This is a genomic window from Arthrobacter sp. efr-133-R2A-120, assembly GCF_030209835.1.
Taxonomy (GTDB): domain Bacteria; phylum Actinomycetota; class Actinomycetes; order Actinomycetales; family Micrococcaceae; genus Arthrobacter.
In genome coordinates, this window is the sequence record NZ_JARVRF010000003.1 from 14,013 (window position 1) to 36,240 (window position 22,228).

27 protein-coding genes and 1 riboswitch are annotated in these 22,228 nt (G+C 62.8%); of the genes, 2 read left to right on the forward strand and 25 right to left on the reverse strand.

What is annotated here, in order from left to right; all coding sequences use genetic code 11:
• Positions 1 to 64: 64 nt before the first annotated feature.
• From QRN52_RS01925 to QRN52_RS02020, 21 genes are all read right to left on the reverse strand, one after another.
• Entirely contained in the window at positions 65 to 361 is a 297-nt protein-coding gene (locus QRN52_RS01925; RefSeq protein ID WP_284751111.1) for a hypothetical protein, read from the reverse strand.
• Positions 358 to 573: a hypothetical protein gene (locus QRN52_RS01930; protein ID WP_284751112.1), complete on the reverse strand. Its 216-nt coding sequence runs from the start codon at positions 571 to 573 to the stop codon at positions 358 to 360. Before QRN52_RS01930 ends, QRN52_RS01925 begins: the two co-directional genes overlap by 4 nt.
• Positions 570 to 1,487 carry a hypothetical protein gene (locus QRN52_RS01935; protein WP_284751113.1) on the reverse strand — a complete coding sequence of 306 codons (918 nt, stop codon included), beginning with the start codon at positions 1,485 to 1,487 and terminating at the stop codon, positions 570 to 572. Before QRN52_RS01935 ends, QRN52_RS01930 begins: the two co-directional genes overlap by 4 nt.
• Complete coding sequence (locus QRN52_RS01940) at positions 1,484 to 1,942, reverse strand: hypothetical protein (RefSeq protein WP_284751114.1); 459 nt, start codon at positions 1,940 to 1,942, stop codon at positions 1,484 to 1,486. The genes QRN52_RS01935 and QRN52_RS01940 overlap by 4 nt, the downstream gene beginning before the upstream one ends.
• Positions 1,939 to 2,178, reverse strand: coding sequence for a DUF6011 domain-containing protein (locus QRN52_RS23895; RefSeq protein ID WP_350225118.1), 240 nt, complete (start codon positions 2,176 to 2,178; stop codon positions 1,939 to 1,941). The genes QRN52_RS01940 and QRN52_RS23895 overlap by 4 nt, the downstream gene beginning before the upstream one ends.
• Before the next feature lie 2 nt (positions 2,179 to 2,180).
• A complete protein-coding gene (locus QRN52_RS01945) occupies positions 2,181 to 2,396 on the reverse strand; it encodes a hypothetical protein (protein ID WP_284751115.1) in 216 nt (71 codons plus the stop codon).
• 206 nt (positions 2,397 to 2,602) lie between these two features.
• Positions 2,603 to 4,024 (reverse strand): recombinase family protein, encoded by a 1,422-nt coding sequence (locus QRN52_RS01950; protein WP_284751116.1) that lies wholly within the window; start codon positions 4,022 to 4,024, stop codon positions 2,603 to 2,605.
• A complete protein-coding gene (locus tag QRN52_RS01955; protein ID WP_284751117.1) occupies positions 4,009 to 5,472 on the reverse strand; it encodes a YifB family Mg chelatase-like AAA ATPase in 1,464 nt (487 codons plus the stop codon). Before QRN52_RS01955 ends, QRN52_RS01950 begins: the two co-directional genes overlap by 16 nt.
• Positions 5,473 to 5,829, reverse strand: coding sequence for a YraN family protein (locus QRN52_RS01960; protein ID WP_284751118.1), 357 nt, complete (start codon positions 5,827 to 5,829; stop codon positions 5,473 to 5,475).
• Between the two features lie 113 nt (positions 5,830 to 5,942).
• Positions 5,943 to 6,287 carry a DUF2469 domain-containing protein gene (locus QRN52_RS01965; protein WP_059387678.1) on the reverse strand — a complete coding sequence of 115 codons (345 nt, stop codon included), beginning with the start codon at positions 6,285 to 6,287 and terminating at the stop codon, positions 5,943 to 5,945.
• A 78-nt stretch (positions 6,288 to 6,365) separates the two neighbouring features.
• Positions 6,366 to 7,076, reverse strand: a complete 711-nt coding sequence (rnhB, locus tag QRN52_RS01970) for a ribonuclease HII (protein WP_284751119.1) — start codon at positions 7,074 to 7,076, stop codon at positions 6,366 to 6,368.
• 35 nt (positions 7,077 to 7,111) lie between these two features.
• Positions 7,112 to 8,059: a signal peptidase I gene (gene lepB, locus QRN52_RS01975; RefSeq protein ID WP_284751120.1), complete on the reverse strand. Its 948-nt coding sequence runs from the start codon at positions 8,057 to 8,059 to the stop codon at positions 7,112 to 7,114.
• Positions 8,060 to 8,737, reverse strand: coding sequence for a signal peptidase I (gene lepB / locus QRN52_RS01980; RefSeq protein ID WP_284751121.1), 678 nt, complete (start codon positions 8,735 to 8,737; stop codon positions 8,060 to 8,062).
• Positions 8,738 to 8,815: 78 nt separating this feature from the next.
• A complete protein-coding gene (rplS, locus tag QRN52_RS01985) occupies positions 8,816 to 9,175 on the reverse strand; it encodes a 50S ribosomal protein L19 (RefSeq protein ID WP_059387674.1) in 360 nt (119 codons plus the stop codon).
• Positions 9,176 to 9,461: 286 nt separating this feature from the next.
• Complete coding sequence (gene trmD / locus QRN52_RS01990; protein WP_284751122.1) at positions 9,462 to 10,307, reverse strand: tRNA (guanosine(37)-N1)-methyltransferase TrmD; 846 nt, start codon at positions 10,305 to 10,307, stop codon at positions 9,462 to 9,464.
• Positions 10,308 to 10,871, reverse strand: coding sequence for a ribosome maturation factor RimM (rimM, locus tag QRN52_RS01995; protein ID WP_284751123.1), 564 nt, complete (start codon positions 10,869 to 10,871; stop codon positions 10,308 to 10,310).
• 130 nt (positions 10,872 to 11,001) lie between these two features.
• Positions 11,002 to 11,244, reverse strand: coding sequence for an RNA-binding protein (locus QRN52_RS02000; protein ID WP_028267532.1), 243 nt, complete (start codon positions 11,242 to 11,244; stop codon positions 11,002 to 11,004).
• A 1-nt stretch (position 11,245) separates the two neighbouring features.
• A complete protein-coding gene (gene rpsP / locus QRN52_RS02005; protein WP_284751124.1) occupies positions 11,246 to 11,668 on the reverse strand; it encodes a 30S ribosomal protein S16 in 423 nt (140 codons plus the stop codon).
• Between the two features lie 194 nt (positions 11,669 to 11,862).
• Positions 11,863 to 12,306, reverse strand: a complete 444-nt coding sequence (locus tag QRN52_RS02010) for a hypothetical protein (RefSeq protein WP_284751125.1) — start codon at positions 12,304 to 12,306, stop codon at positions 11,863 to 11,865.
• A 134-nt stretch (positions 12,307 to 12,440) separates the two neighbouring features.
• Positions 12,441 to 13,313 carry a VOC family protein gene (locus QRN52_RS02015; RefSeq protein WP_284751126.1) on the reverse strand — a complete coding sequence of 291 codons (873 nt, stop codon included), beginning with the start codon at positions 13,311 to 13,313 and terminating at the stop codon, positions 12,441 to 12,443.
• Positions 13,314 to 13,390: 77 nt separating this feature from the next.
• A complete protein-coding gene (locus QRN52_RS02020; protein WP_284751127.1) occupies positions 13,391 to 14,485 on the reverse strand; it encodes an amidohydrolase family protein in 1,095 nt (364 codons plus the stop codon).
• 93 nt (positions 14,486 to 14,578) lie between these two features.
• A riboswitch (TPP riboswitch) is annotated at positions 14,579 to 14,686 on the forward strand.
• Here QRN52_RS02020 and thiC point away from each other — a divergent pair.
• A complete protein-coding gene (gene thiC, locus QRN52_RS02025) occupies positions 14,682 to 16,511 on the forward strand; it encodes a phosphomethylpyrimidine synthase ThiC (RefSeq protein ID WP_284751128.1) in 1,830 nt (609 codons plus the stop codon). Its footprint overlaps the riboswitch before it by 5 nt.
• On the opposite strand, the gene QRN52_RS02030 is transcribed toward thiC, so the two are convergent.
• Positions 16,512 to 17,261 (reverse strand): alpha/beta fold hydrolase, encoded by a 750-nt coding sequence (locus QRN52_RS02030; protein WP_284751129.1) that lies wholly within the window; start codon positions 17,259 to 17,261, stop codon positions 16,512 to 16,514.
• A 44-nt stretch (positions 17,262 to 17,305) separates the two neighbouring features.
• Positions 17,306 to 18,871 carry a signal recognition particle protein gene (gene ffh, locus QRN52_RS02035; protein ID WP_284751130.1) on the reverse strand — a complete coding sequence of 522 codons (1,566 nt, stop codon included), beginning with the start codon at positions 18,869 to 18,871 and terminating at the stop codon, positions 17,306 to 17,308.
• Between the two features lie 151 nt (positions 18,872 to 19,022).
• Here ffh and QRN52_RS02040 point away from each other — a divergent pair, with 151 nt between their 5' ends.
• Positions 19,023 to 20,423, forward strand: a complete 1,401-nt coding sequence (locus tag QRN52_RS02040; RefSeq protein ID WP_284751131.1) for a glucose-6-phosphate dehydrogenase — start codon at positions 19,023 to 19,025, stop codon at positions 20,421 to 20,423.
• 88 nt (positions 20,424 to 20,511) lie between these two features.
• Here QRN52_RS02040 and QRN52_RS02045 read toward each other — a convergent pair whose 3' ends face one another.
• Both QRN52_RS02045 and QRN52_RS02050 read right to left on the reverse strand, forming a co-directional pair.
• Positions 20,512 to 20,850, reverse strand: coding sequence for a P-II family nitrogen regulator (locus QRN52_RS02045; protein ID WP_028264639.1), 339 nt, complete (start codon positions 20,848 to 20,850; stop codon positions 20,512 to 20,514).
• Positions 20,847 to 22,181 carry an ammonium transporter gene (locus tag QRN52_RS02050; RefSeq protein WP_284751132.1) on the reverse strand — a complete coding sequence of 445 codons (1,335 nt, stop codon included), beginning with the start codon at positions 22,179 to 22,181 and terminating at the stop codon, positions 20,847 to 20,849. Before QRN52_RS02050 ends, QRN52_RS02045 begins: the two co-directional genes overlap by 4 nt.
• Positions 22,182 to 22,228 lie beyond the last annotated feature (47 nt).

Consider the following 22,228-nt stretch of genomic DNA (forward strand, 5'->3'; position numbering starts at 1 on the left):
GCTGATGCCCCCAGCGCTGGTTAATGGCTGGCATTTCCTGACGGGCCGTGGAATGTTCCATGGCTCAGATATCTTCCGGGCGTAGATCCGGTGCTACGGATTCGAACCGGAGCGCCGTTGCTTGGGTGACCTTGAGGGCTTGTTCCCGGCTGCCGTGCAATAGCTCAAGGGCGCTGGCGAAGCCGGTTGCTAGCTCGTGGATCAAGGTGGCTACGTAGGTTGCCCGGACTTCGGGTGGCTGCTCGGTAATGAACTTCCCGATCATGGCGCGGGTATCTTCGCCGTGGAGATCTTGGGTGAGCAAGGCGAACGCGTCCCTTTCGATCTGTAGCAGGAATGCCGTGGTGTCTTGCCTGTTCATTTCTTCGCCTTTCGAATTGCCGCATAGCGCAGCCTTCGCGCCTTTATGTCTGTGCTGATCACGGCGTTCTTAGCGGCCCTTGCTTCACTCACCGTGGCACCTGCCCGGAAAGCTGCCAGTTCCACAGCATCAGCAATGGGGCGTAGTCGGGCAATCTCGGCGTTCACCACCACATCAACCGCCGCCGCTGCAGCCGTGCGTTCACCTTTCATTTCTTTGCCCTTCCAAGTTCCAAGCCGTCCGCCATATTGGCGGTCACCGTCTCAAGCATTTCCTCTTTGGTCATCTTGCCGAAGTTCACGCGCACGAAATCCAGCGCTCGCGGCGTCAGATCCCAGTCGAGATCCAACGCGCCGAATTGCGAGAGAATCCACGTCTCGACAGCGGCGAGGGATTCCGGACGCGAAGCAGGTATCGGAAATTCTGTCCAGCACTCTTTTTCGAGCCAAGTAGCTGGACCCTTTGTGAATTTCGTTTCTCTTCCTTCGACGCTCACCATGTAACGCTTGGCCGACGACAGGAGAGTTGAGGCGCTTACTCCTGACTCAAGGGCGTTTTGATATAGGCGTATTGCCTTGGACTTGTCCACTTGCTTACGAAAGGCGGAGAAGAACTCCTTGAATCCATCGTCCATCGGCGTAGCGTCAGCGGAGCCGGGAGACGACGCGCTAGCGTCGGATTGGTTGTTTTTAACTGGTGAAGAACTGGTAACTACTGGTTGGGTACCACGCCGTGGTAGGTCTGGAAGTCGTGAAGTGGTAGCCCTGAGGGAATCCGGTGGTAGGTCTGGAAGTCGTGAAGTGGTAGGTCTGGATTTACGTTCCGGTGTTTCAGAGGTACCACCGCGTGGTAGGTCTGGAAGCAGGATGCGGTAAACGGCGGGCACATGTTGCGTTGCCTTTTCGACCTCATGCAGCCAGCCAATGGCTTGTAGCTCGTGGGCGGTCTTTCTAATCGTCTTGACATTCAGGCCCCACTTTTTGGCGATAGTTCCCAAGCTGGGCTTGATTTCTTCGAGGCCATAATTCCCATAATCGGCAAAGCACATCAAAACATCACGTTGGAGCGGAGTAAGGCCCCGTCCGGCAAGGAATTCATGCAAGTTGAGCTTGTTGAACTGCTTCACTTCCCCTCACCATTCCTGACGACGTATCCACTTTGGAGAAGTTCATCAAGTCCGCGCCTCAACACGGCGGCAGGGATGCCAGTAGTCGTGACGAATTCCGGTATTGATTGCTTTGGAAATTTGTGGACCGTCAGCGCCACATAAACACGAATCGCAGCGGCGGAAGCCCCGGACGCAATGAGCGCCGGATAACCTGATCGGTTCCATTCCGGCATGAACGGCAACGGCTCTATCTGCCGGTAAGAATCAATGCCCGCGTCATCAAGGTCTTGGAACATCGCAACTTCGGCGTCACCAACGCATTTTGCGCCCGGACCGTGCGGGAAAAAGCTCCAATCCCATTTGATCGGGACTTGCCGTCCGCAGACAGGACAGTCGATCCTTTTCATCACCTGATTATTGATCGGTTCGGTTGGCCGTGACTTCACAGAGTCGGTCTCATTTGTGTCACTCACCGTGTCGCTCCTTCCGTGAGTGCTGGCTGGCTGGGTTCGGTTCGCGCTCGACAAACCGGCCCTAGCTTGGCGTGTAGGGACCGTGCGGCCCAAAGCGGTGCGCCGCATCTGCGGCAACGGGCCGTGAGAGTTAGGCCCATGGCGGCGGCGTACTTTTGTAGCTCGGCCACGACGGCAGCGGCGGGCATGGAAGCCGCGTGCTGGACGGCATTCAGCGGCGACTCAGGCCCGTTCATGCTTATTCGCCGCCCGCAGGACGCAGCAGACCGGCGAGACGGTCTAATTGCGAGGGAGTGAGCGGTGGCCAGTTCGCCACAATGTCGTTTATGGCATCTTCAAGTTTTTGAGCGCCTATTTCGCGGCGCAATTCGGTTTGGTCCGCGTCAGGGTGGAATCTATGCTCAATGGCAAGCTGGCCGATAAGTCTGCGGCGGCGGGGGGATGCATTGCCCATTTGGACGGCCTTCTTCAATGAAACGAAGTCGTCCCCTCGAAGGCGAACCAACATTGGCTGGCGGGAACTTCTTTCCGTGCCAACCGATACTAATCGATTTCGTGGTTGGGTGTGGGCGGTTTTCCACGGTTTACGGAACTAGTTTTGTAACTCTTTTGTAGTTCGAATCACACCATTGTCTTGGGTTTGATTCTGACACTACGTTGTCAATTCCCCTTGGGCTTGAATTCCACAGTTGCCGGATTGAAGTTCCGTGTCCCGCGTCCCGGTGGATGAATGATTACGGCATCCATGAGGACGGATATCACGGCCCGTTTCCGCGACATGCTCAGCGAGTCCCAAACCTCCCGCACCTGCTCCGCGCCGATAAGCGGCCCCAGCACGTCCACACGGCCAGCGTCGGCAAGCATGGCGTCAATCGCAGCGAGCTTTGCCCGTCTCTGCGCCGACAGCGCCCGGAACTGGCTTCTGCTCATAAGGTCGTTCGCGAGGTCCACCGCGTCCGCGTCAAGCTGTTCCCGCAGTCCCACCGCTTGCGCCCGCAACTCTTCCGCGTCAGGACGGTTGTCGTCCTGCATCAGCCGTGCAGCGTCCGGACGGGACAAGATGCTCACGACAACAGCCTCCACGTATTCCTCAACAGGCTCAGCACGGCGCGCAAAGTGCCCCATGGACGCCGTACAGCGATAAGCCCGCACTCCCGGACGGGAAGTACCCCCGGCGTGCACAGGAGCGCCACAGACGCCACAGCGGGCCAGCCCGGACAACAAATACCGCCCGCCCGTCTTGCCCGATATGCGCGCCGGATTCTTCAACATGGCCGTGACGGCGGCAAAGCGTTCCTCAGACACAATGGCGGGCCACTTGGCGTCTGAGACAGTCTCGCCCTTGTAGACACGCTTGCCGATGTTACGCGGATTCATCAGCACTACCCTGACAGAATCGGCCCGCCACAGCGAAGGCTCGCCCTCATGGCCGGGCTTGTACCGCTTCTGCCCCGTCGTGAATCCCTGGCTGTTCCACGTCCGCGCGACTTCCCGCAGCGACGCCCCGTAAAGCACCGAATCATAGGCAGCCGCGATTGCCGCAGCCTCAGCCGGACGCACCGTCATTCCGTCCGCCTCGTAGCCGAACGGGCGACGCCCGCCAACCCAGCGCCCTTGCTCTGCCGCCTGTTGCGCCGCCCTTGCTTGGCGCTCGGACTTCTGTTCAATCTCGAACCGCGCCACAGATCCCAACTGGTCTGCAACCAAACGTCCCGCCGCCGTCGAAAAATCAAGCTCCGGACCCTTCACAAAGGCCAATACAACATTCTTGCGCTGGCAAAGCTCGTAAAGCCGCAGTTCGTCGCGGCGGTTTCTTTGCAGCCTGTCGAGCGCCCATGCGACGACGACTCCAACATGCCCGGACTCAACCGCCGTCACCATGGCCTCAAATCCTCGTCGCTGCTTCTTGCCAGCGGCGCTGATGTCGTTGTCTACTTCGGTTGACACGACTTCCCAGCCGCGAACCGATGCCAGCTTTCGGCAGTCCTCGCCCTGCCGATCCACCGCCGAACGCTCGTCGGTTCGATCCTGACTGATTCTGAGGTAAACGATTGCTTTCACATCTGCTAATTTACCATCCATGCGAGACGCAGGACGCGGTCGTAGCCTCTGGCCGTGAGGATTCCGCGCTCCAGGGAGGTATCCAGGATCTTCGTGGTCGCGGAAGGGAGTCGCAGTTCGCCGCGCAGTACGCGCCCGGGAACCTGCGAGTTGGTTTCCATCCCGAAACTCCCGAGCCGCTCACATTGCCGCGACCGGGCGGCATGGACCCTCCCGGCGACCGTGGCAGTGTCCTCCTCTGCTCCGGATTGCCCGAAGTCCGCGAGGGATACACGCTCCACCTGAAGCTGGATGTCCACTCTGTCCAGCAACGGCCCGGACATGCGCCCGAAGTAGCGGCGCCGCATCACCGGGGTGCAGGTGCAATCGACTCCCTTCCCAGTGGCCTTCCCGCAAGGGCAAGGGTTCGCCGCGAGGACCAGCTGGAAGCGGGCCGGATATGCGGCTGTACCGGCGGAGCGATGGATGACCAGCTCGCCGCTCTCCAGAGGTTGCCGCAGGGCGTCCAGGACCCGGCGTTCGTACTCGGGGGCCTCGTCCAGGAACAAAACGCCACGATGCGCCCGTGATGCCGCCCCCGGCCGCGGCAAGCCGGAACCACCGCCGATGATTGCTGCGGCGGTGGCGCTGTGATGTGGGTTCTCAAAGGGCGGGCGACGCAACAGCCGTACCGAATCAACATGGACAGCCGAAAGCGAGTGGATCGCCGTGACCTCCATGGCTTCCTGGTCCCCCAAATCCGGCAAGAGCCCCGGGAGCCGCTCGGCGAGCATCGTCTTGCCCGCACCGGGCGGCCCGCAAAGCAGCACATGATGTGCGCCGGCTGCCGCAACCTCCAAGGCGCGGCGGGCATCGCCTTGCCCCGAGACATCACAAAGATCCGGAACAACCGCGGCCCCGACGTCGTGGTCTCCTGCAACGTCACCATCGGCCGGATCGTAATCCAGGGCCAGGTCCTGCGGATTGGCCCCGAAATCAAACGCAAGGCGGGCTAAGGTCTTATAGCCGCGGACCACCGCGCCCGGAACCAACTCCGCCTCGGCGACGTTTGCGTGCGCCACCACGATCTCCTGATGACCTGCCTGAACAGCTGCCATGACCGCCGGCAAGATGCCGCGAACCGGCCTCAACCTGCCATCCAATCCCAACTCGGAGATGAAGACAGTACCTTCCGTAGAACGGATATCACCGGCAGCGCGCAATACTGCCATGGTGATCGCGAGGTCGAATCCCGAGCCGCGCTTCGGCAGTGAGGCCGGAATCAGGTTCGCGGTGATCTTTCGACGACTCAGCGGGATGCCTGAGTTCTGTGCCGCGGAACGAATGCGCTCCTTGGCTTCGTTCAAGGAGGCATCCGGCAGACCCAGGATCACGAAATTGGGGAGGGTTTGGCCGATATCTGCCTCGACCTCCACGATGTAACCGTTCAGGCCAAGCAGCGCAACGGAGTAGCTTCGGCCCACGCCCATCTAGCCCACACCCTTGAGGTGTTCGAGCTGTGGCTCGCCCACGCCGTCGTCGATGATTCCCACCACATCCACCCGGCGGCGCAGGACGCGCAGCTCGTGATCACGGCACCAGGACAAAGCCAGGCGATGGAGCCTAGCGAGCTTGGCAGCGCCGACCGCTTCGAAAGGGTGCCCATAGGCCAGGTTCTTCCGCGTCTTGACCTCGGCGATCACCAGAGTGTCGCCGTCGAGCGCCACGATGTCGATCTCGCCCTCGGAGCATCTCCAATTGCGGTCCACAATCCGCATTCCCTGGGTTTCAAGGAAAGTGACGGCCAGCGTTTCGCCGTGCCGGCCCAACTGGTCTTTGGCTTTCATGACCACCTCCGCTTCCAGCCTGGAGGCGCGGAGAATCCAAAGACAGGGGGCAGTTTGGCTATGTGGGAAAACTCCGTCAGTCAGACGGTGTGGAGGACTAGTTGCCGGGCTTCCTAGTTGCCTAGGTTGCCAAGATCGCCTAGGTCGCCGTCCTTCGGCAGGGAAAGTTCCTCGCTGCGCGGAAGTTCTTCGACGTTGACGTCCTTGAACGTAATGACCCGGACATTCTTCACGAAACGCGCCGAACGGTAGACGTCCCAAACCCAGGCATCCTGAAGCGTGAGGTCGAAATAGACCTCGCCATCGGCACTGCGGGCCTGCAGGTCAACGTGGTTCGCCAGATAGAACCGCCGTTCGGTCTCGACAACGTAGCTGAACAAACCAACAACGTCGCGGTATTCGCGGTAGAGCTGCAGCTCCATGTCGGTTTCGTAGTTCTCAAGATCCTCGGCACTCATAGATCCATCTTGCACCATAGAGCGGGCACACGCCGCCAAGGTTGGGCGGGCGGCATCCAGGACAGGGAAAAGCGGGGTCTAGATCAGGTTCCAGCTGGTCCGGTGGTACGGCGTGGGACCCAACGATCTGATGGCATCGCGGTGGAAGGACGTGGCGTAGCCCTTGTTCTCGTTCCAGCCGAAGGCGGGATATTCCTCGTGCAGGCCAAGCATGATGCGGTCCCTGGCCACCTTGGCCAGCACGCTGGCAGCCGCCACGCTGAGGCAGCTCATGTCCGCCTTCACGCGGGTGTGCACTGGCGCCTCGCAAGCAGGCCCGGATGGCTCGACGTCGAATAAGGAACCTTGGCTCTGGGGCGAGAGCCAGTTGTGGCTTCCATCCAGCAGCACGAGGTCCGGATGCACGCCCGAGTCGAGAATCTCGAGCCAGGCGCGTGTTCCGGCAAGGCGCAGGGCACCCACAATGCCCAGTGCATCGATCTCCATCGAACTTGCGTGGCCCACTGCGGAGCCAACCGCCCATTCGCGAACCAGCGGTTCCAACCGCTCGCGGTCTTCGGGCTTGAGAAGTTTGCTGTCGCGGACATCGGCGAGCAAGCCGTGGTCCCTGAGATCGACGACGGCGATCCCCACCGATACCGGCCCTGCAAGGGCTCCTCGCCCTACTTCGTCGACACCGGCCAGGAGCGTGACCCCCGGAGCCAGGAAACCCCGTTCGACGTCCAGGGTCGGAAAATCAGGAGCGTGCTTGGTCCGCGCGGCGGGTTTCCGCTGCGTTCGAACCGGCATTGCCGCTCCCGCCGTCCTGGTCCCTGCGGGCGCCATCATTTGCTCGCTGGAGCCGTGGGTGAAGCCGTGTTCTGGGGCGACGGCGCAGGAACGTTGCGGAAGACCTCGGAGTGGTTGTCAAGGATCTGCCAACGGTTGATGGGCCAGGCAATCACCGTGGCTTTGCCCTCGACGTCGGAAATGTCGATAAAACCACCATTGACTGATTGGTGTTCCCGGGAGTCGGCCGAGTTGTTGCGGTTGTCGCCCATAACCCAAATTTTGCCCGCAGGGACCACCACATCGAAAGACTTGGCCATGGGAACCTGGGCAGGATTGATGTAGCTCTCGTTAAGAACCGTGCCGTTGACGCTGACCCGCGCGGAACTGTCGCAGCACGAGACCCTGTCCCCCGGCAGGCCGATCACGCGCTTGACGAGGTGCTGGTTGGTCTCGTCCGGTAGCAACCCGACGAAGACAAGTCCGTCCTGGAACCATTTGAAGGGCCCGGGCGCCGCCTTCTGCGTGGGGGGCAGCCATCCTTGTGTGTCCTTGAAGACCACGATGTCGCCGCGCTCCAGTGCGAAAGGCTGCGGAACCAGCAGATTAACGAAGATCCGGTCGTCAACGTCAAGGGTGTTGACCATGGACTCCGAGGGAATGAAGAAGGCACGGAACAGGAAAGTCTTGATGAGGAAGGACAACACGATGGCGATGACCACCACGGTGCCGATTTCCCTGAGCCAGCCGAGGAACGGACTGGTGTGCGTTTTGCCGGCAGTTTCAGACCGATCGCTTTCGTCCGAAGCCAGCCGCGAACCCCGCCGCGCGGCGCGGCGCGGAGACTCCTGCTCCCCAGGAGAGCCAGCCGTCGGGCCGGTCCCCCTGTCCGGGGCCGGATCGGCGTCGTCCGCTGCGAGATCCATGCGGGGAGCGGACGGTCCGTCCAGGAGCCGGGCATCGTCGTCGTGCCGTTCCGGCTTCCCGGGAGTTGTCTCGGGCATCTATTGTCCGTTCTTCGAGGTTGTACCGGCCTGCGCAGGGCGAGGCAGTTCTGCAAATCTATCAAGCGGCCAGATAATCCGGACCGGACGCCCGATGACACGCTCCAGTGGCACCATTCCTCCGCCGGGTGCGCCCAGAAGGCCGCGCGAATCGGCCGATCGTGAACGGTGGTCCCCCATGAGCCACAATCGGTCACTCGGAACGATGACGTCGAACCTCTGTTCGCTCGGCGTGTCGCCGGGATAAAGATAGGGTTCCTCAAGCGGCTGACCGTTGACTGTGAGTTTTCCATCGGTGCCACAACAATCAACGTGGTCTCCGGGAAGCCCGATGACACGTTTGACGTATGTCGTCTCGCTTCCCGTCAGGCCCAGCCAATGGCCGGTGGCGGCCACGGCGTCGGCAAACGGTCCCTTGCCGCTGTTCAGCGGAGCAAAGGTTCCCCTGCCGTCGAAGACCACGATGTCTCCACGGCGAATAGGGTCTGCGGCGAAATCAGTCCGGGAGACAAGGATGCGGTCCCCGGTGCCCAGGATCGGCTCCATGGACTCGGAGGGGATGAAGTAGACATCTAGCCACAAGGACCGGACAAGCCCGCTGATTGCCACGGCCAGGACAAGTGCGAGCAAAACAAAACGCCAGCCCTGTTTCCGGGGCTGGCGTTTTGCGTGGTCCATGATTCGTTTCCTGTTGCGTTGCGGATTTCTCCGGCGCAGGCCGGACACGAATCCAGGACCCGCTGTTGGTCGAAAGACCTACTTGCCGGTGGCGAAGTCGCGCTTTTCCTTGATCTTCGCAGCCTTACCGCGCAGTGCGCGCATGTAGTAGAGCTTGGCGCGACGGACATCACCCTTGGTGACGACCTCGATCTTCTCGATGATCGGGGAGTGAACCGGGAAGGTACGCTCTACGCCGACACCGAAGGAAACCTTGCGGACCGTGAAGGTTTCGCGAACGCCGTCACCCTGGCGGCCCAGGACGAAGCCCTGGAAGACCTGGACACGGGAGTTCTTGCCTTCGATGATGTTCACGTGAACCTTGATGGTGTCACCCGCGCGGAACTCGGGAACATCGTTACGCAGCGAAGCTGCATCTACGCTATCGAGGATATGCATTAATCCACTCCTGGTGAACGCCACAGGTCATCCACTTTGGGTCACGGCGGGCAAGCCCGGGGCGCAAAGCCGTCCGGAAATTACCGCCGAAGATTTTCAAGTCCGGTACCGCCACTGATTGGTGGTTCCGGGTTGTCATGCTGTTGGTGACGCTCCCCCTGTGGCAGGCGCGAACCCAGTAGACACAAGGGTTAATTCTGCCACACCCCGGGAGTTCCGGCCAATCCCGCGAATGCGGCCCGGTGGTTGCGGCCGGCTGGAGGATGAAGTTGCCCGACGGCGGGGCTCAGTCCGGGAGGTTGCCGTCCGGGCGGTGCCGCAACCGGCCGTCGACGACGTCGTACCCGAGTTCGCCGAAAGCGGTGCGGTCCGCGCGTGTCAGGCGGCCGGCGTCGAACTCTGCGAGCAGGTCCGGGCGGCGTTCCGCCGTGCGGCGGAACTGTTCGTGGCGCCGCCACTGGGCGATCTTGCCGTGGTTGCCGCTCAAGAGGACGGCGGGCACGTCACGATCGCGCCATGACGAGGGCTTCGTGTAGACCGGGTACTCCAGCAAGCCGTCTGAATGGGATTCCTCCACCAAGGATTCGGGATTGCCGACAACGCCCGGAAGCAATCGTCCTATGGCCTCGACCATGGCAAGGACTGCAACCTCGCCGCCGTTGAGGACGTAGTCGCCCAGACTGACCGGGCGGACCGTGAAGTGTCCTGCCGCCCACTCGATGACGCGCTCGTCAATGCCTTCATAGCGGCCGCAGGCGAAAACGAGTTGCTCTTCCTCGGCGAGCTCATAGGCGAGGGCCTGGTTGAAACGCTCCCCCGCGGGCGACGGGACGATCAGGACCGGCCTTTTCGTCGGTCCGTCGGATGGGCCGTCAGTTGCGGGGCTTTCCGCTAAGGCAAGCCGCGCATCGGCAATGGATTCCAAGGCCTGGGCCCAGGGTTCGGGTTTCATGACCATGCCCGCACCGCCACCATACGGAGTGTCGTCCACGGTGCGGTGCTTGTCCGTGGTGAAGGTCCTCAAGTCATGGACATTGAGCTCCAAAAGCCCATCCTGACGGGCCTTGCCTATGAGGGAAAGCTCGAGTGGCGCCAGGTACTCGGGAAAGATGCTGACGACATCGATGCGCATCTAGGCGTCATCCTTGGTGTGGGCGTCGTCCTCTTCCGTATCGGAGCCCGAAGCGTCAGTGTTCAGTTCGAAGAGGCCCGGCGGAGGGGTAAGAAGCACGTAGCCGTGCTCGACGTTGACCTCAGGCACGATCTCTTCGACGAACGGCACCAGGATTTCCTTGCCGTCCGCGTCTTCAATGACCAGCAGATCCTGCACGGGCATCGTGTTGAGTGCGGTTACCTTGCCCACGGTCTGCGAGCCGACACGGACCTCAAGGCCGACGAGCTCATGCTCGTACCATCCTTCGTCGTCGTCCTCCTCCAGTTCTTCCGTCTCTATGAACAGCTTCGCGCCGCGGATTTCCTCCGCCTGGTTGCGCGTGGAGATCTCTTCGAAACCGAGCAACAGGATGTCCTTGTTCCAGCGGGCGCTGCTGATGGTCAAGGGACCGGCCTTTGCGGGCTCCACCACGAATTCGGTCCCCGGGACGAAACGATCGCCGGGGGCATCAGTGAGCACCTGGACAGTGACTTCGCCGCGGATTCCGTGGGGCTTGCCGATTCGGGCAACCTGGAGCTGCATGGGGTTCCTCTGATTTCTTCGCTGGGCCGATTTAGGGACCAAGGCTGGGGGTTTTGCTCGTAAAACAATCCGGCCCCTCCACCATAATCTGGTGAAGGGGCCGGATCTAAGACAAGTATTGCTGAGCGCGTTACCGGCGACGGTCGGTGTCGACGACGTCGACCCTGACCTGCTCGCCGCCCGCCAATGCCGCAATCACAGTGCGCAAAGCGCGTGCGGTGCGACCCTGGCGACCGATCACCCGTCCGAGATCGTCCTGGTGAACACGCACCTCGAGGGATTCCCCGCGGCGGTTGTTCTTGGCACTGACCTTGACGTCCTCAGGGCTGTCAACGATGCCACGGACCAAGTGCTCGAGCGCTTCTGCCAGCAACTTACTCAGCCTCGGTGGTCTCTGCTTCAGCGTCAGCGGGAGCTTCAGTTGCTTCCGGCTGCTTGGCCTTCTTGGTGATGGCTTCCGGGATGATGACGGAACCCTTCTCCGGCGCAACGAAAGCAGGCTTGGCGACCTTGGTCTTCAGCGTGCCTTCCTGGCCCGGGAGACCCTTGAACTTCTGCCAGTCACCGGTGATCTTGAGGATCGCGGCAACCTGCTCGGTCGGCTGGGCGCCGACGGACAGCCAGTACTGTGCACGCTCGGAGACGACCTCGATGTACGAGGGCTCTTCGGTGGGGTGGTACTTGCCGATTTCTTCAATCGCACGGCCATCGCGCTTGGCGCGGGAGTCCATGACGACGATGCGGTAGTACGGTGCGCGCATCTTACCGAAGCGCTTAAGGCGAATCTTTACGGCCACTTTTGTGGTCACTCCTGTTTCTGAAACGGGGTTGAGCCCGTCGTTCTGCACCCGTGGGGCGGGCCATACTTGAGGGTTCCAAGGACAAGATGCACGCACGGAGAGAGGGGCCACGCGGATCGAGTACCTGTCTATTGTGCCAGATGGCAGCCAGCATTTCGAACACGCGGCCGTACGGCGGGTTTACCGCAGGGTTACTGCTCGGCGGACCAGACGTAGAGACCGGCCCGTTCGGCCTTCTCGACGTCGCTCGCGAGCGACGCCAACTGCTGGACATACAGCCGGGACTGTTGGGCGTCAAAGGGCATATCTTCTTGGGCCGCCCAGCGTTCGGCGACGTCGTCGAGGATGCTTCCCTCGCCCTCGGTCTCGTAGCTGAGAAGCTCAGACAAGGCACGCACCATGGCTTCGGGGACGCCCAGCAAGGCGTCGCTGGTGACGTCCACCAAAGCGAGCTCATAGTCGGCCCCGGCTGCGTGCACGGCCGTGCCGGCCAGGTCGCCAAGTTGTTCTACTTCAAAATCGCTGATTCCCGGGATCCGTACCGCGGCGCCGGATACGTCACTGCCCTTCTCCAGGGCAGCGGCCCTCTTGAGTGCTTCATCGTGGGTGGCAACAAAGATTTCAGCAAAGCCCATGGAAACTACTCTCATTCATTCGTGCCAACGGAGCTGCGGCGTGGCCGAAAAGTGCGCGCCACGCCGTCGAGCCTAAGTGTAACTTGCGAGGGGTCCCCGGCTGAGCGAAGCGAAGTCGGGGAGCAAGTTGGACGCTAGCGGACGGCGACGCGCAGCCGGTTGCGCCACGGGTCCTCGAAGCGCAGCTCCTGGCCGGTGTGGTGGGACGCGATGCCGGCAACCTTGAGGCGATCGGCGAGCGCGCCGACGTCGTCTCCTGACGGCACCTCGATGACCACCTCGCCGAGGCCGAGCGTGTCCTTGCGCGGACCTGCACCGCGGCTGTTCCACACATTCATGGCCATGTGGTGGTGGTAGCCGCCCGCGGAGACGAACAGGGCCTGCCCATGCCAGCCGGCCGTCTGCTCGAAGCCCAGGGTGTCGACGTAGAAATCATGGGCGGTCCGCACGTCGCCCACCTGCAGGTGGACATGCCCGACGCCGGCGCCCGCCTCATGCTGGCCGGTCACCGCCGATTCGCTCAAGTACTGCTGGAGGTAGCGCTGCGGCGGGAGCGGCAGGCTGTCCATGACGACCGAACTACCGTTCCACTCCCAGCCTTCGCGGGGCTTGTCGTAGTAGAGCTCGATGCCGTTGCCCTCCGGGTCGGTGAAGTAGAAGGCCTCGCTGACGAGGTGGTCTGCGCTGCCGACGAAGGCATGGGGTTCGTATTGCGCCGCCGAGGCAACAGTTGCGGCGAGCGATGACTGGTCTTCGAAGAGCAAAGCCGTGTGGAAGAGCCCGGCCTCTCCGCGGCCCGGGATCTGGAGCCCGGAGGCCGGAGCCAAGTGCACCAACGGCTTGCCGAGCCTGCCAAAGTAGAGTCCGCCATCCTGTTCGGCGACGACGTCCAGGCCCAGCGCCCGCTGGTAGTAGTCGCCCATGAGCTTCATGTCCCCCACTTTGAGCATGACAGTGCCCATGGTGAGTTCGGCAGGAAGGAGATCCTGGCTGGATGTGATGGTCATGTGAAACTCCCGGCTTTCGTGGCGCCGCCCTTCGGCAACCTCTATGTATCTAAATTACTTGAAGCTTCAATTTATTCCTAATGCCCGGCGCTTCTTGAAATGTGTCCCCTCAGCACGGTGCATTGCGGCTTCAGCACGATCTCAAGGGACGCACGGGGATCGTTTGCGTAGAGCACGACGTCGGCACTGGCGCCTTCGCTGATGCCGTCGGCACCCAGCCACTCGCGGGCGGACCAGCAGGCGGCATCGAGGGCGGCTGCCGCCGGAAGGCCGGCCTGGTGCAGTTCCAGAATTTCCTCGCCGATCCGGCCGTGCTTGATGACGCTGCCGGCGTCGGTCCCGGCATACACCCGCACTCCGGCGTCGAACGCCTCGAGGACCCGCTCATGCCGGCGCTCCCACAACGCGATCATGTGGGCGGCGTAACGCGGGAACTTGGATTCAGCCTGCTTCGCGATGTCCGGAAAAGTCGCAATGTTGATGAGGGTCGGGACGATCGGAACATCCTGGTCCAGCAGCCGCGGAATATGGCGCGGCAGGAGACCGGTGGCGTGCTCGATGCAGTCGATGCCGGCGTCGAGCACGTCGTCGATAGTCCCTTCGGCGAAGCAATGGGCGGTCACGCGGGCCCCCTCGTCGTGTGCCGCCGCCACGGCGTCCTTGACGACGGCGGCCGGGAAGGACGGGCCAAGATCCCCGGCCGAGCGGTCGATCCAGTCCCCGACGATCTTGACCCAGCCATCTCCGGACCGGGCCTGCTTGCGCACCGCCTCCACCAGATCCTCCGGCTCAACCTCTTCGGCCAGCCCGGGGATGTACCGGCGTTGCCTCGCGATGTGCCTGCCTGCGCGGATGATCCTGGGCATGTCCGTCCGGCGCTGCAGCCAGCGCGTGTCACTTGCGGATCCCGCGTCGCGGATCAAGAGCGTCCCGGCGTTACGATCCGCCGTTGCCTGCAGACGGGCAGTCTCCTCGTCCACCGCTCCACCCTTGCCCAAGCCAACATGGCAGTGTGAGTCGACAAGTCCGGGCGCCACCCATCCGTCCAGGACGACGTCCGGTACGGCAGCAGGCCGCAAAAAGGTCAGCCGTCCGTCGACCGACCAGAGGCTGCGCCGTTCCACGTCCGGCCCGGTGAGGACGGTGCCGCTGAATTCGATGATTTCCGCCATGATTCCACCCTAGACTCCGACGCCGCGCCCGGCCCGGTCACATCTGTCCTCGGTCACATCTGTCTCTGGAACTCTCAGCTGTGGTAGCTTCGTCTACGACCACACGGGGGCCCTTGCAAGGGCTGAGATCGGGCTGACGCAGCCTGCGACCGTTGAACCTGTCCGGGTAATGCCGGCGAAGGAAGTGAGTAATCCTTTGAGCACCAAAGAAACACAGCTGAGCCCTACCCAAAACGGATCGGCCCAAGAGGTGACACAGTCCCTCAAGTCGCATTCCCTCTCGTTCCTTGAAGATGCCGAAACGGGAATCCGGGTTCCAGTGACTGAAATAGCCCTGGAACCGTCCCCGAACGGCGAGGCTAACGCGCCATTCCAGGTGTACCGCACCGCAGGACCCGGTAGTGATCCCGTGGTGGGCCTCGAACCGTTCCGCAGCGAGTGGATCGAAGCCCGCGGCGACACCGAGGCCTACAGCGGCCGCGAACGGAACCTTCTCGACGACGGCAAGTCTGCCGTGCGCCGCGGCGCCGCCTCCGCGGAGTGGAAGGGCGCACAGCCGGTGCCCCGCCGCGCCGTCGACGGCAAGACCGTGACACAGATGCACTATGCCAAGCAGGGCATCGTGACGCCCGAGATGCAGTTCGTGGCACTACGCGAAAACTGCGATGTTGAACTGGTCCGTAGCGAAGTCGCCGCAGGCCGGGCCATCATCCCCAACAACATCAACCACCCCGAATCCGAACCGATGATCATCGGCAAGGCGTTCCTGGTGAAGATCAATGCCAATATCGGCAACTCGGCCGTCACCAGTTCCATCGCCGAGGAAGTGGACAAGTTGCAGTGGGCAACGCAATGGGGCGCCGACACGGTCATGGACCTGTCCACGGGCGACGACATCCACACCACCCGTGAGTGGATCATCCGCAACTCCCCCGTGCCGATCGGCACCGTGCCCATTTACCAGGCCCTCGAGAAAGTCAACGGCGAAGCCAACAAGCTCACGTGGGAAATCTTCCGCGACACTGTCATTGAACAGTGCGAGCAGGGCGTGGACTACATGACCATCCACGCCGGCGTGTTGCTGCGCTACGTGCCGCTCACCGCCAACCGCGTCACGGGCATCGTCTCCCGCGGCGGCTCCATCATGGCGGGCTGGTGCCTGGCCCACCACGAGGAAAACTTCCTCTACACCCACTTCGACGAGCTCTGCGAAATTTTCGCCAAGTACGACGTCGCGTTCTCCCTCGGCGACGGCTTGCGCCCGGGAGCGACGGCGGACGCCAACGACGCCGCGCAGTTCGCCGAGCTCGACACCCTGGCCGAGCTGACGCAGCGGGCGTGGGAATTCGACGTCCAGGTCATGGTGGAAGGACCCGGCCACGTTCCCTTCCACTTGGTGCGGGAAAACGTGGAGCGCCAGCAGGAGCTTTGCAAGGGCGCTCCGTTCTACACCTTGGGTCCCCTGGTCACCGACGTCGCTCCGGGCTACGACCACATCACCTCGGCCATCGGCGCCACGGAAATCGCACGCTACGGAACCGCGATGCTCTGCTACGTCACCCCGAAGGAACACCTGGGCCTGCCAAACAAGGACGACGTCAAGACCGGCGTGATCACGTACAAGATCGCCGCCCACGCCGCGGACCTTGCCAAGGGACACCCGGGCGCCCACGAACGCGACGATGCCCTCTCCAAGGCCCGCTTCGAATTCCGCTGGCGTGACCAGTTCGCCCTGTCATTGGATCCAGTCACGGCCGAAGCGTTCCACGACGAGACCCTCCCCGCCGAACCGGCCAAGACGGCGCATTTCTGCTCCATGTGTGGCCCGAAATTCTGCTCCATGCGCATCAGCCAGGACATCCGCGACGAATACGGCTCCGCGGATTCCCAGGCAGCCATCGCGGAAATGTACAGCGGGATGCGCGAAAAGAGCGAGGAGTTCCTGGCATCCGGCGGAAAGGTCTACCTGCCCGAACTCGAGGTTCCCGCAGGAAAACGTGAGGCGACGTCAGGAAGCCTGAACTGATCAGGAAGCTTGGACTGACCCGGCGCGGCTGACATCCGCGATGAAGGAGCGGATCATCCGGTCTCCTTCAACTGAGTCATGAGGCCGGTGTCCTCCAGCCGCAACGCGGTGGAGGGCACCGGTTTCCTGCAGGTAGCCGGCGATCTCTTCGTACAGGGGTTCCCAACCACCGGTCAGGACAAGCGTGGGAACGCCCGGCACAATGTGCAGGGGCGCTTCCCACGGCGGCGCTTGGAGCCGCAGGCGTCGCGCGGTACGCCTGGCCTCCGGAGTGCTGAGGACTGCAGCCTCCGAGGAAAACGCCCGGCGGACGAATTCACGTTGGTAATCGTCGTCGCTGAGTTCGTTCCGGATCGCGAACAAGGGCTCCATCAGTGCCCGGTAAGCCGCGGTGGCGGGCAATTCAGCAGTCAAGGAAAGGCACGCCGGTTCAACCAGCACGAGGGAGCGGACCAGGTCCGGCCTCTCCACCGCAGCCAGCATGGCGGAAATCGCGCCTTGGGAATGCGCCACGACGTGGCCTCCACGCGCGGGGCCGGCCGCCGAAGCGGCCTCCCGAGCTCCGAGGCACTCGAGGATAATCTCCACATCGGCTGCAACATCGGATTCCAAAGGCTCGGCCTGCGCATCAAAGCCGTGGCGTTTCAGGAACAGTGCATCGTATGCCAGCGCCATGCCATGCTGTTTCGGCCACGCGGCAGCGCCGAATGTGCCTGCTCCATGGACGAACACGACGCGCTGCTTTTGCATCCCCCCAGCCTATGGCACGGGGCCGACAACCTCCGGCGGGAGCGCTACTTGCCGAGGAACTTATCGAAGCCCTTGGGCAGGTTCAGCTGCGAGGGGTCGAAGTCGCCGGAAGGCTGGCCGAATGCTGCCCCGGTGCGAACGGCGTTCGCCCGCTTGTTCTCGGCGTCGCGCAGTTCCTGGGCCGCCTTGGCGGGGTTTCCGGAACGGGCCTTCTTCTTGGGCGCGCTCTTGCTTGCCTTGCGGGAACCGCCACCGAGGCCGGGCATGCCAGGCATCCCGGGCATGCCTCCGCCCTGGGCCAGCTTCTTCATCATCTTCTGTGCCTGCGCGAAACGCTCCAGGAGGCCGTTGACTTCGGAAACGTGCACGCCGGAACCACGGGCGATACGGGCGCGACGGGAACCGTTGATGATCTTCGGAGCCAGACGCTCGTGCGGGGTCATGGAGCGGACAATCGCCTCCACGCGATCGATTTCGCGCTCGTCGAACTGCTCCAGCTGCTGGCGGATGTTCTGCGCACCCGGCATCATCATGAGCATCTTCTTCATGGAGCCCATGTTGCGGATCTGCTGCATCTGGGCGAGGAAGTCGTCCAGGGTGAAGTCTTCCTGGTCGGCGAACTTCTTCGCCATCCGGGCAGCTTCGTCCTTGTCCCAGTTCTTCTCGGCCTGTTCGATCAGGGTGAGAACGTCGCCCATGTCGAGGATGCGGGACGCCATGCGGTCCGGGTGGAACAGTTCGAAGTCGTCGAGTCCTTCGCCGGTAGACGCGAACATGACCGGCTTCCCGGTGACCGACGCGACCGACAGGGCCGCACCACCGCGGGCGTCGCCGTCGAGCTTCGACAGCACGACACCCGTGAAGTTGACGCCTTCATCGAAGGCAACCGCCGTGTTGACGGCGTCCTGGCCGATCATGGAGTCGATCACGAACAGCACTTCGTTCGGGATGATCGCCTGGCGGATACGGCGCGCCTGGTCCATCATTTCGGCGTCGACGCCGAGGCGTCCCGCGGTGTCCACGATCACGACGTCGTGCAGCTTCTGGCGGGCTTCGTCGACGCCGGCGCGCGCGACGGCGACCGGGTCGCCCGTGGGAACATCCAGATCCGAGGTGGTGCCGGGGTGCGGAGCAAAGACGGGTACGCCGGCCCGTTCGCCGACAATCTGGAGCTGCGTTACGGCGTTGGGACGCTGGAGGTCGGCGGCAACGAGCACGGGGCTGTGACCTTGGGCCTTGAGCCACTTGGCAAGCTTGCCGGCAAGGGTGGTCTTACCCGCACCCTGCAAGCCGGCGAGCATGATGATGGTGGGGCCGGTCTTCGCCAAGCGGATACGACGAGTCTCGCCGCCGAGGATCTCCTGGAGCTCCTCGTTGACGATCTTCACGATCTGCTGGCTCGGGTTCAGGGCCGCGGAAACCTCAGCGCCCAGGGCACGTTCACGGATGCGGCCTGTGAACTCGCGGACCACGGGCACGGCAACGTCGGCGTCCAAAAGGGCACGCCGGATCTCGCGGACGGTGGCGTCAACATCGGCCTCGGTGAGGCGGCCCTTGCCACGGAGATTCTTGAAGGTTGCTGTCAACCGGTCAGAGAGTGAATTGAACACGCGCCGTGCACTTCTTTCAATGGTCTACGAATGGCGGCCGTTCCGACGCACCAATATCTTGACGATTCCTGCCCCAAACAAATCTGACTCAACTGAGGGACTCGACTATCTAGGGTACCAAGACGCGCCTGCAAGATGGCATGCTGGCACAGTGACCAGCAAAACAACAGTAAATACGTTGCTCATCCTAGGCGCCTCCGGAGATCTGACGGGCCGATTGCTGTTGCCGGGCCTTGCCAGGCTCGTGGCCGGCGGCCTTACGAACGGCCTGAAGCTTGTTGGAGCCGGCTCCGACCCGTGGACGCCCGAACAGTGGACCAAACGTGTGGGCGGTGCCTTCGAGGAGGCCGCCAAGGGTGCAGGTGCCGCGGGCAGGAAAGCAATCGCGGCCCTGGAGAAAAGTACCGAATACCATCAAGTGGATGTCACTGCGGAGGGCCGGCTCGCGACGCTCCTGGCCGCGCTCGAAGCACCAATCGCCGTCTACTTCGCTTTGCCACCGCATATCAGCCAGAAGGCCTGCGAGGTCCTCACCTCCCAGCAGCTTCCTCCCGGAACAAGCCTGGTGATGGAGAAACCCTTCGGATCCAGTTCCGAATCCGCCAGGGAACTCAACAAGACCCTCGCCGCTTTGGTCCCCGAGGACCACATCCACCGCGTGGACCACTTCCTGGGCAAGGCCACCGTGTTCAACATCCTGGGACTCCGCTTCGCCAACAGGTTCCTGGAGCCGGTGTGGAACCGGGACCATATCGAGAAGGTGGAGATCATCTTCGATGAAGACCTCGCACTCGAAGGGCGCGCACGCTACTACGACGGAGCCGGCGCCCTCAAGGATATGATCCAGAGCCATTTGCTCCACATCATGGCGCTGCTGGCCATCGATGCCCCCTCCAGCATCGGCGAGCGCGATCTCCGCGACGCGATTTCAACGGTACTGCGAGCGAGCAGCATCACCGCACCGTATAAGAAGTCCACTCGGCGGGCGCGGTACACAGCTGGCCGGATCGGCGATCGGGACGTGCCGGACTATGTCGCGGAGGCGGGCGTGGACCCTGCACGGGAAACGGAGACGCTCGCGGAAGTCGAAGTGGGAATCGATAACTGGCGCTGGAAAGGCGTCCCCTTCATCCTGCGCTCGGGAAAGGCGCTGGGTGCCGCGCGGAAAGAGGCCATCGTCACCTTCCGGCCCGTTCCACACCTGCCGTCCGGGTTCGAGGGCGTGGACTCGCCCAACCAGCTCCGCATCGGGTTCGGTCCGGACACCCTGCAGATCGACGTCGACGTCAACGGTCCAGGAAACATCTTCACGCTGGATCGCGTGACGCTCAACGCAGAACTTAATGCCTCCGATCTGCTGCCCTACGGAGAAGTGTTGGAGGGCGTCATTACCGGAGATCCGCTGCTCTCGGTCCGCGGCGACACCGCCGTCGACTGCTGGCGGATCATCGAGCCCGTGATCAAGGCCTGGGCCAAGGATTCGGTGCCGCTCGAAGAGTACGACGCCGGCGGGCCCGGTCCCGCAGACTGGCCCACCGCCGTCGGGGGTTAGCCAGCTGGCCGCGCTCCTTCGCAAGCGCGCACACGCAAGAGGGGCCGGGTACCTTTCCAGGTACCCGGCCCCTCCTTGCGTTGGTGCCTTAGATGGCTGCTGCGCCTCGCTCGCCCGTGCGGACACGGACGGCTTCGTAGACGTCCACGGTCCAGACTTTGCCGTCACCGGCGCGGCCGGTGTTGGAAGAAGCAATCAGGACATCGAGGATGTCGTCTGCCTGCTCATCCGTGGCCAGGACCTCCACGCGGATCTTAGGAAGCAGATCCACGTTGTACTCGGCCCCGCGGTACACCTCGGTGTAGCCGCGCTGCCGGCCGTAGCCGCTGGCCGCGCTGACCGTCAGTCCCTGTACCCCGTATGCTTCGAGCCCCTCTCGGATGGCGTCGAGCTTCTCCGGGCGGACGATCGCCGTGATGAGTTTCATGCCTGGACACTCTCCTTGCCTGATACGGATGCTTCGTCAGCTGTTTCGGACGATGACTTGCCGGTGATGAGGTCGTGCAAGGGCTGGAAGCTTCCACCGTGGCCGCCAACGCCGAACTCGTATGCCGTCTCGGCGTGCAGGCTGAGGTCTGCGCCGGCGATCTCCTGGCGTTCGGAGATGCGGAAGCCCATGAGCTTGTGGATCGGGTAGGCGATGATGAACGTCATGATGCCCGTGAAGACGATCGAGCAAAGCGCTGCAAGGGACTGTGCAACCAGCTGGGTGGTACCTCCGCCATAGAACAGGCCTGCAGCACCCTGGGTCGGGGTGGCGAGGAAGCCGATGGCCACCGTGCCGATGATGCCGGACACCAGGTGCACGCCGACGACATCCAGGGAGTCATCGTAGCCAAGCTTGAACTTCAGGCCGACCGCGAGGGCCGAGGCAACGCCGGCTGCGACGCCGAGTGCGATGGCGCCGAGGGGAGAAACGTTGGCACAAGCCGGGGTGATGGCAACCAGGCCGGCAACGACACCCGAAGCGGCACCGAGGGAGGTGGGGTGGCCGTCACGGATGCGCTCCACGATAAGCCAGCCGAGCATGGCCGCTGCCGGAGCAGCGAGGGTGTTGATCCAGATGAGGCCCGCCTGCTCCACGGTTGCTGCTGCACCGGCGTTGAAGCCGAACCAGCCGAACCAGAGGATGGCGGCACCGAGCATGACCAGGGGCACGTTGTGCGGGCGGTGGTTCGGGTCCTTGCCGAAGCCCTTGCGGTTGCCGATGATCAGGACGAGGATCAGGCCAGCCACACCAGCGTTGATGTGCACCACGGTGCCACCGGCGAAGTCGATGACCGGAGCGAAAGTCTGGCCGAACCAGCCGTCCTTGGAGAAGAGGCCGCCGCCCCAGACCATGTAGGCCATGGGTGCGTAGACAAGGGTTGCCCAGATCGGGGTGAAGAGCGTCCAGGCCGAGAACTTGGCACGGTCCGCGATGGCACCGGAGATGAGGGCCACGGTGATGATCGCGAAGGTGGCGGCGTAGCCTACCTTGAGGAGGTCAGCGGGATCCGTGAAGTTGTGCAGACCGAAGTGGCTGAACGGGTTTGCGAAGAGCTGGAAGAAGTTGTCCGTGTTGCTCGTGGACATCGATGCGCCCCACAAGACCCAGACGATGGTCACTGTGCCGATGGCGATGAAGCTCATCATCATCATGTTCAGGGCGGCCTTGGCACGGGTCATGCCGCCATAGAAGAATGCCAGGCCCGGGGTCATGAACAGCACGAAGGCTGACGCGACCAGGAGCCAAACGAGACCGGCGCTGAATTCCATGGTCTACGTCCTCTCTGCTCTTTGTTGCGGACTTTGCCGCCTGTCCC

What these genes read in the sequence shown, in the direction of transcription:
- lepB (WP_284751121.1), bottom strand. Translation starts at nt 8,737, where the DNA reads ATGGACCACGCAAAACGCCAGCCCCGGAAACAGGGCTGGCGTTTTGTT.
- QRN52_RS23895 (WP_350225118.1), bottom strand. Translation starts at nt 2,178, where the DNA reads ATGAACGGGCCTGAGTCGCCGCTGAATGCCGTCCAGCACGCGGCTTCC.
- QRN52_RS01945 (WP_284751115.1), bottom strand. Translation starts at nt 2,396, where the DNA reads ATGGGCAATGCATCCCCCCGCCGCCGCAGACTTATCGGCCAGCTTGCC.
- rnhB (WP_284751119.1), bottom strand. Translation starts at nt 7,076, where the DNA reads ATGCCGGTTCGAACGCAGCGGAAACCCGCCGCGCGGACCAAGCACGCT.
- QRN52_RS02030 (WP_284751129.1), bottom strand. Translation starts at nt 17,261, where the DNA reads ATGCAAAAGCAGCGCGTCGTGTTCGTCCATGGAGCAGGCACATTCGGC.
- lepB (WP_284751120.1), bottom strand. Translation starts at nt 8,059, where the DNA reads ATGCCCGAGACAACTCCCGGGAAGCCGGAACGGCACGACGACGATGCC.
- QRN52_RS01930 (WP_284751112.1), bottom strand. Translation starts at nt 573, where the DNA reads ATGAAAGGTGAACGCACGGCTGCAGCGGCGGCGGTTGATGTGGTGGTG.
- QRN52_RS01950 (WP_284751116.1), bottom strand. Translation starts at nt 4,024, where the DNA reads ATGGATGGTAAATTAGCAGATGTGAAAGCAATCGTTTACCTCAGAATC.
- QRN52_RS02010 (WP_284751125.1), bottom strand. Translation starts at nt 12,306, where the DNA reads ATGGGCTTTGCTGAAATCTTTGTTGCCACCCACGATGAAGCACTCAAG.
- QRN52_RS02050 (WP_284751132.1), bottom strand. Translation starts at nt 22,181, where the DNA reads ATGGAATTCAGCGCCGGTCTCGTTTGGCTCCTGGTCGCGTCAGCCTTC.
- QRN52_RS01955 (WP_284751117.1), bottom strand. Translation starts at nt 5,472, where the DNA reads ATGGGCGTGGGCCGAAGCTACTCCGTTGCGCTGCTTGGCCTGAACGGT.
- QRN52_RS01965 (WP_059387678.1), bottom strand. Translation starts at nt 6,287, where the DNA reads ATGAGTGCCGAGGATCTTGAGAACTACGAAACCGACATGGAGCTGCAG.
- QRN52_RS01925 (WP_284751111.1), bottom strand. Translation starts at nt 361, where the DNA reads ATGAACAGGCAAGACACCACGGCATTCCTGCTACAGATCGAAAGGGAC.
- trmD (WP_284751122.1), bottom strand. Translation starts at nt 10,307, where the DNA reads ATGCGCATCGATGTCGTCAGCATCTTTCCCGAGTACCTGGCGCCACTC.
- rplS (WP_059387674.1), bottom strand. Translation starts at nt 9,175, where the DNA reads ATGCATATCCTCGATAGCGTAGATGCAGCTTCGCTGCGTAACGATGTT.
- QRN52_RS02015 (WP_284751126.1), bottom strand. Translation starts at nt 13,313, where the DNA reads ATGACCATCACATCCAGCCAGGATCTCCTTCCTGCCGAACTCACCATG.
- QRN52_RS02045 (WP_028264639.1), bottom strand. Translation starts at nt 20,850, where the DNA reads ATGAAACTCATCACGGCGATCGTCCGCCCGGAGAAGCTCGACGCCATC.
- QRN52_RS02020 (WP_284751127.1), bottom strand. Translation starts at nt 14,485, where the DNA reads ATGGCGGAAATCATCGAATTCAGCGGCACCGTCCTCACCGGGCCGGAC.
- rimM (WP_284751123.1), bottom strand. Translation starts at nt 10,871, where the DNA reads ATGCAGCTCCAGGTTGCCCGAATCGGCAAGCCCCACGGAATCCGCGGC.
- QRN52_RS01960 (WP_284751118.1), bottom strand. Translation starts at nt 5,829, where the DNA reads ATGAAAGCCAAAGACCAGTTGGGCCGGCACGGCGAAACGCTGGCCGTC.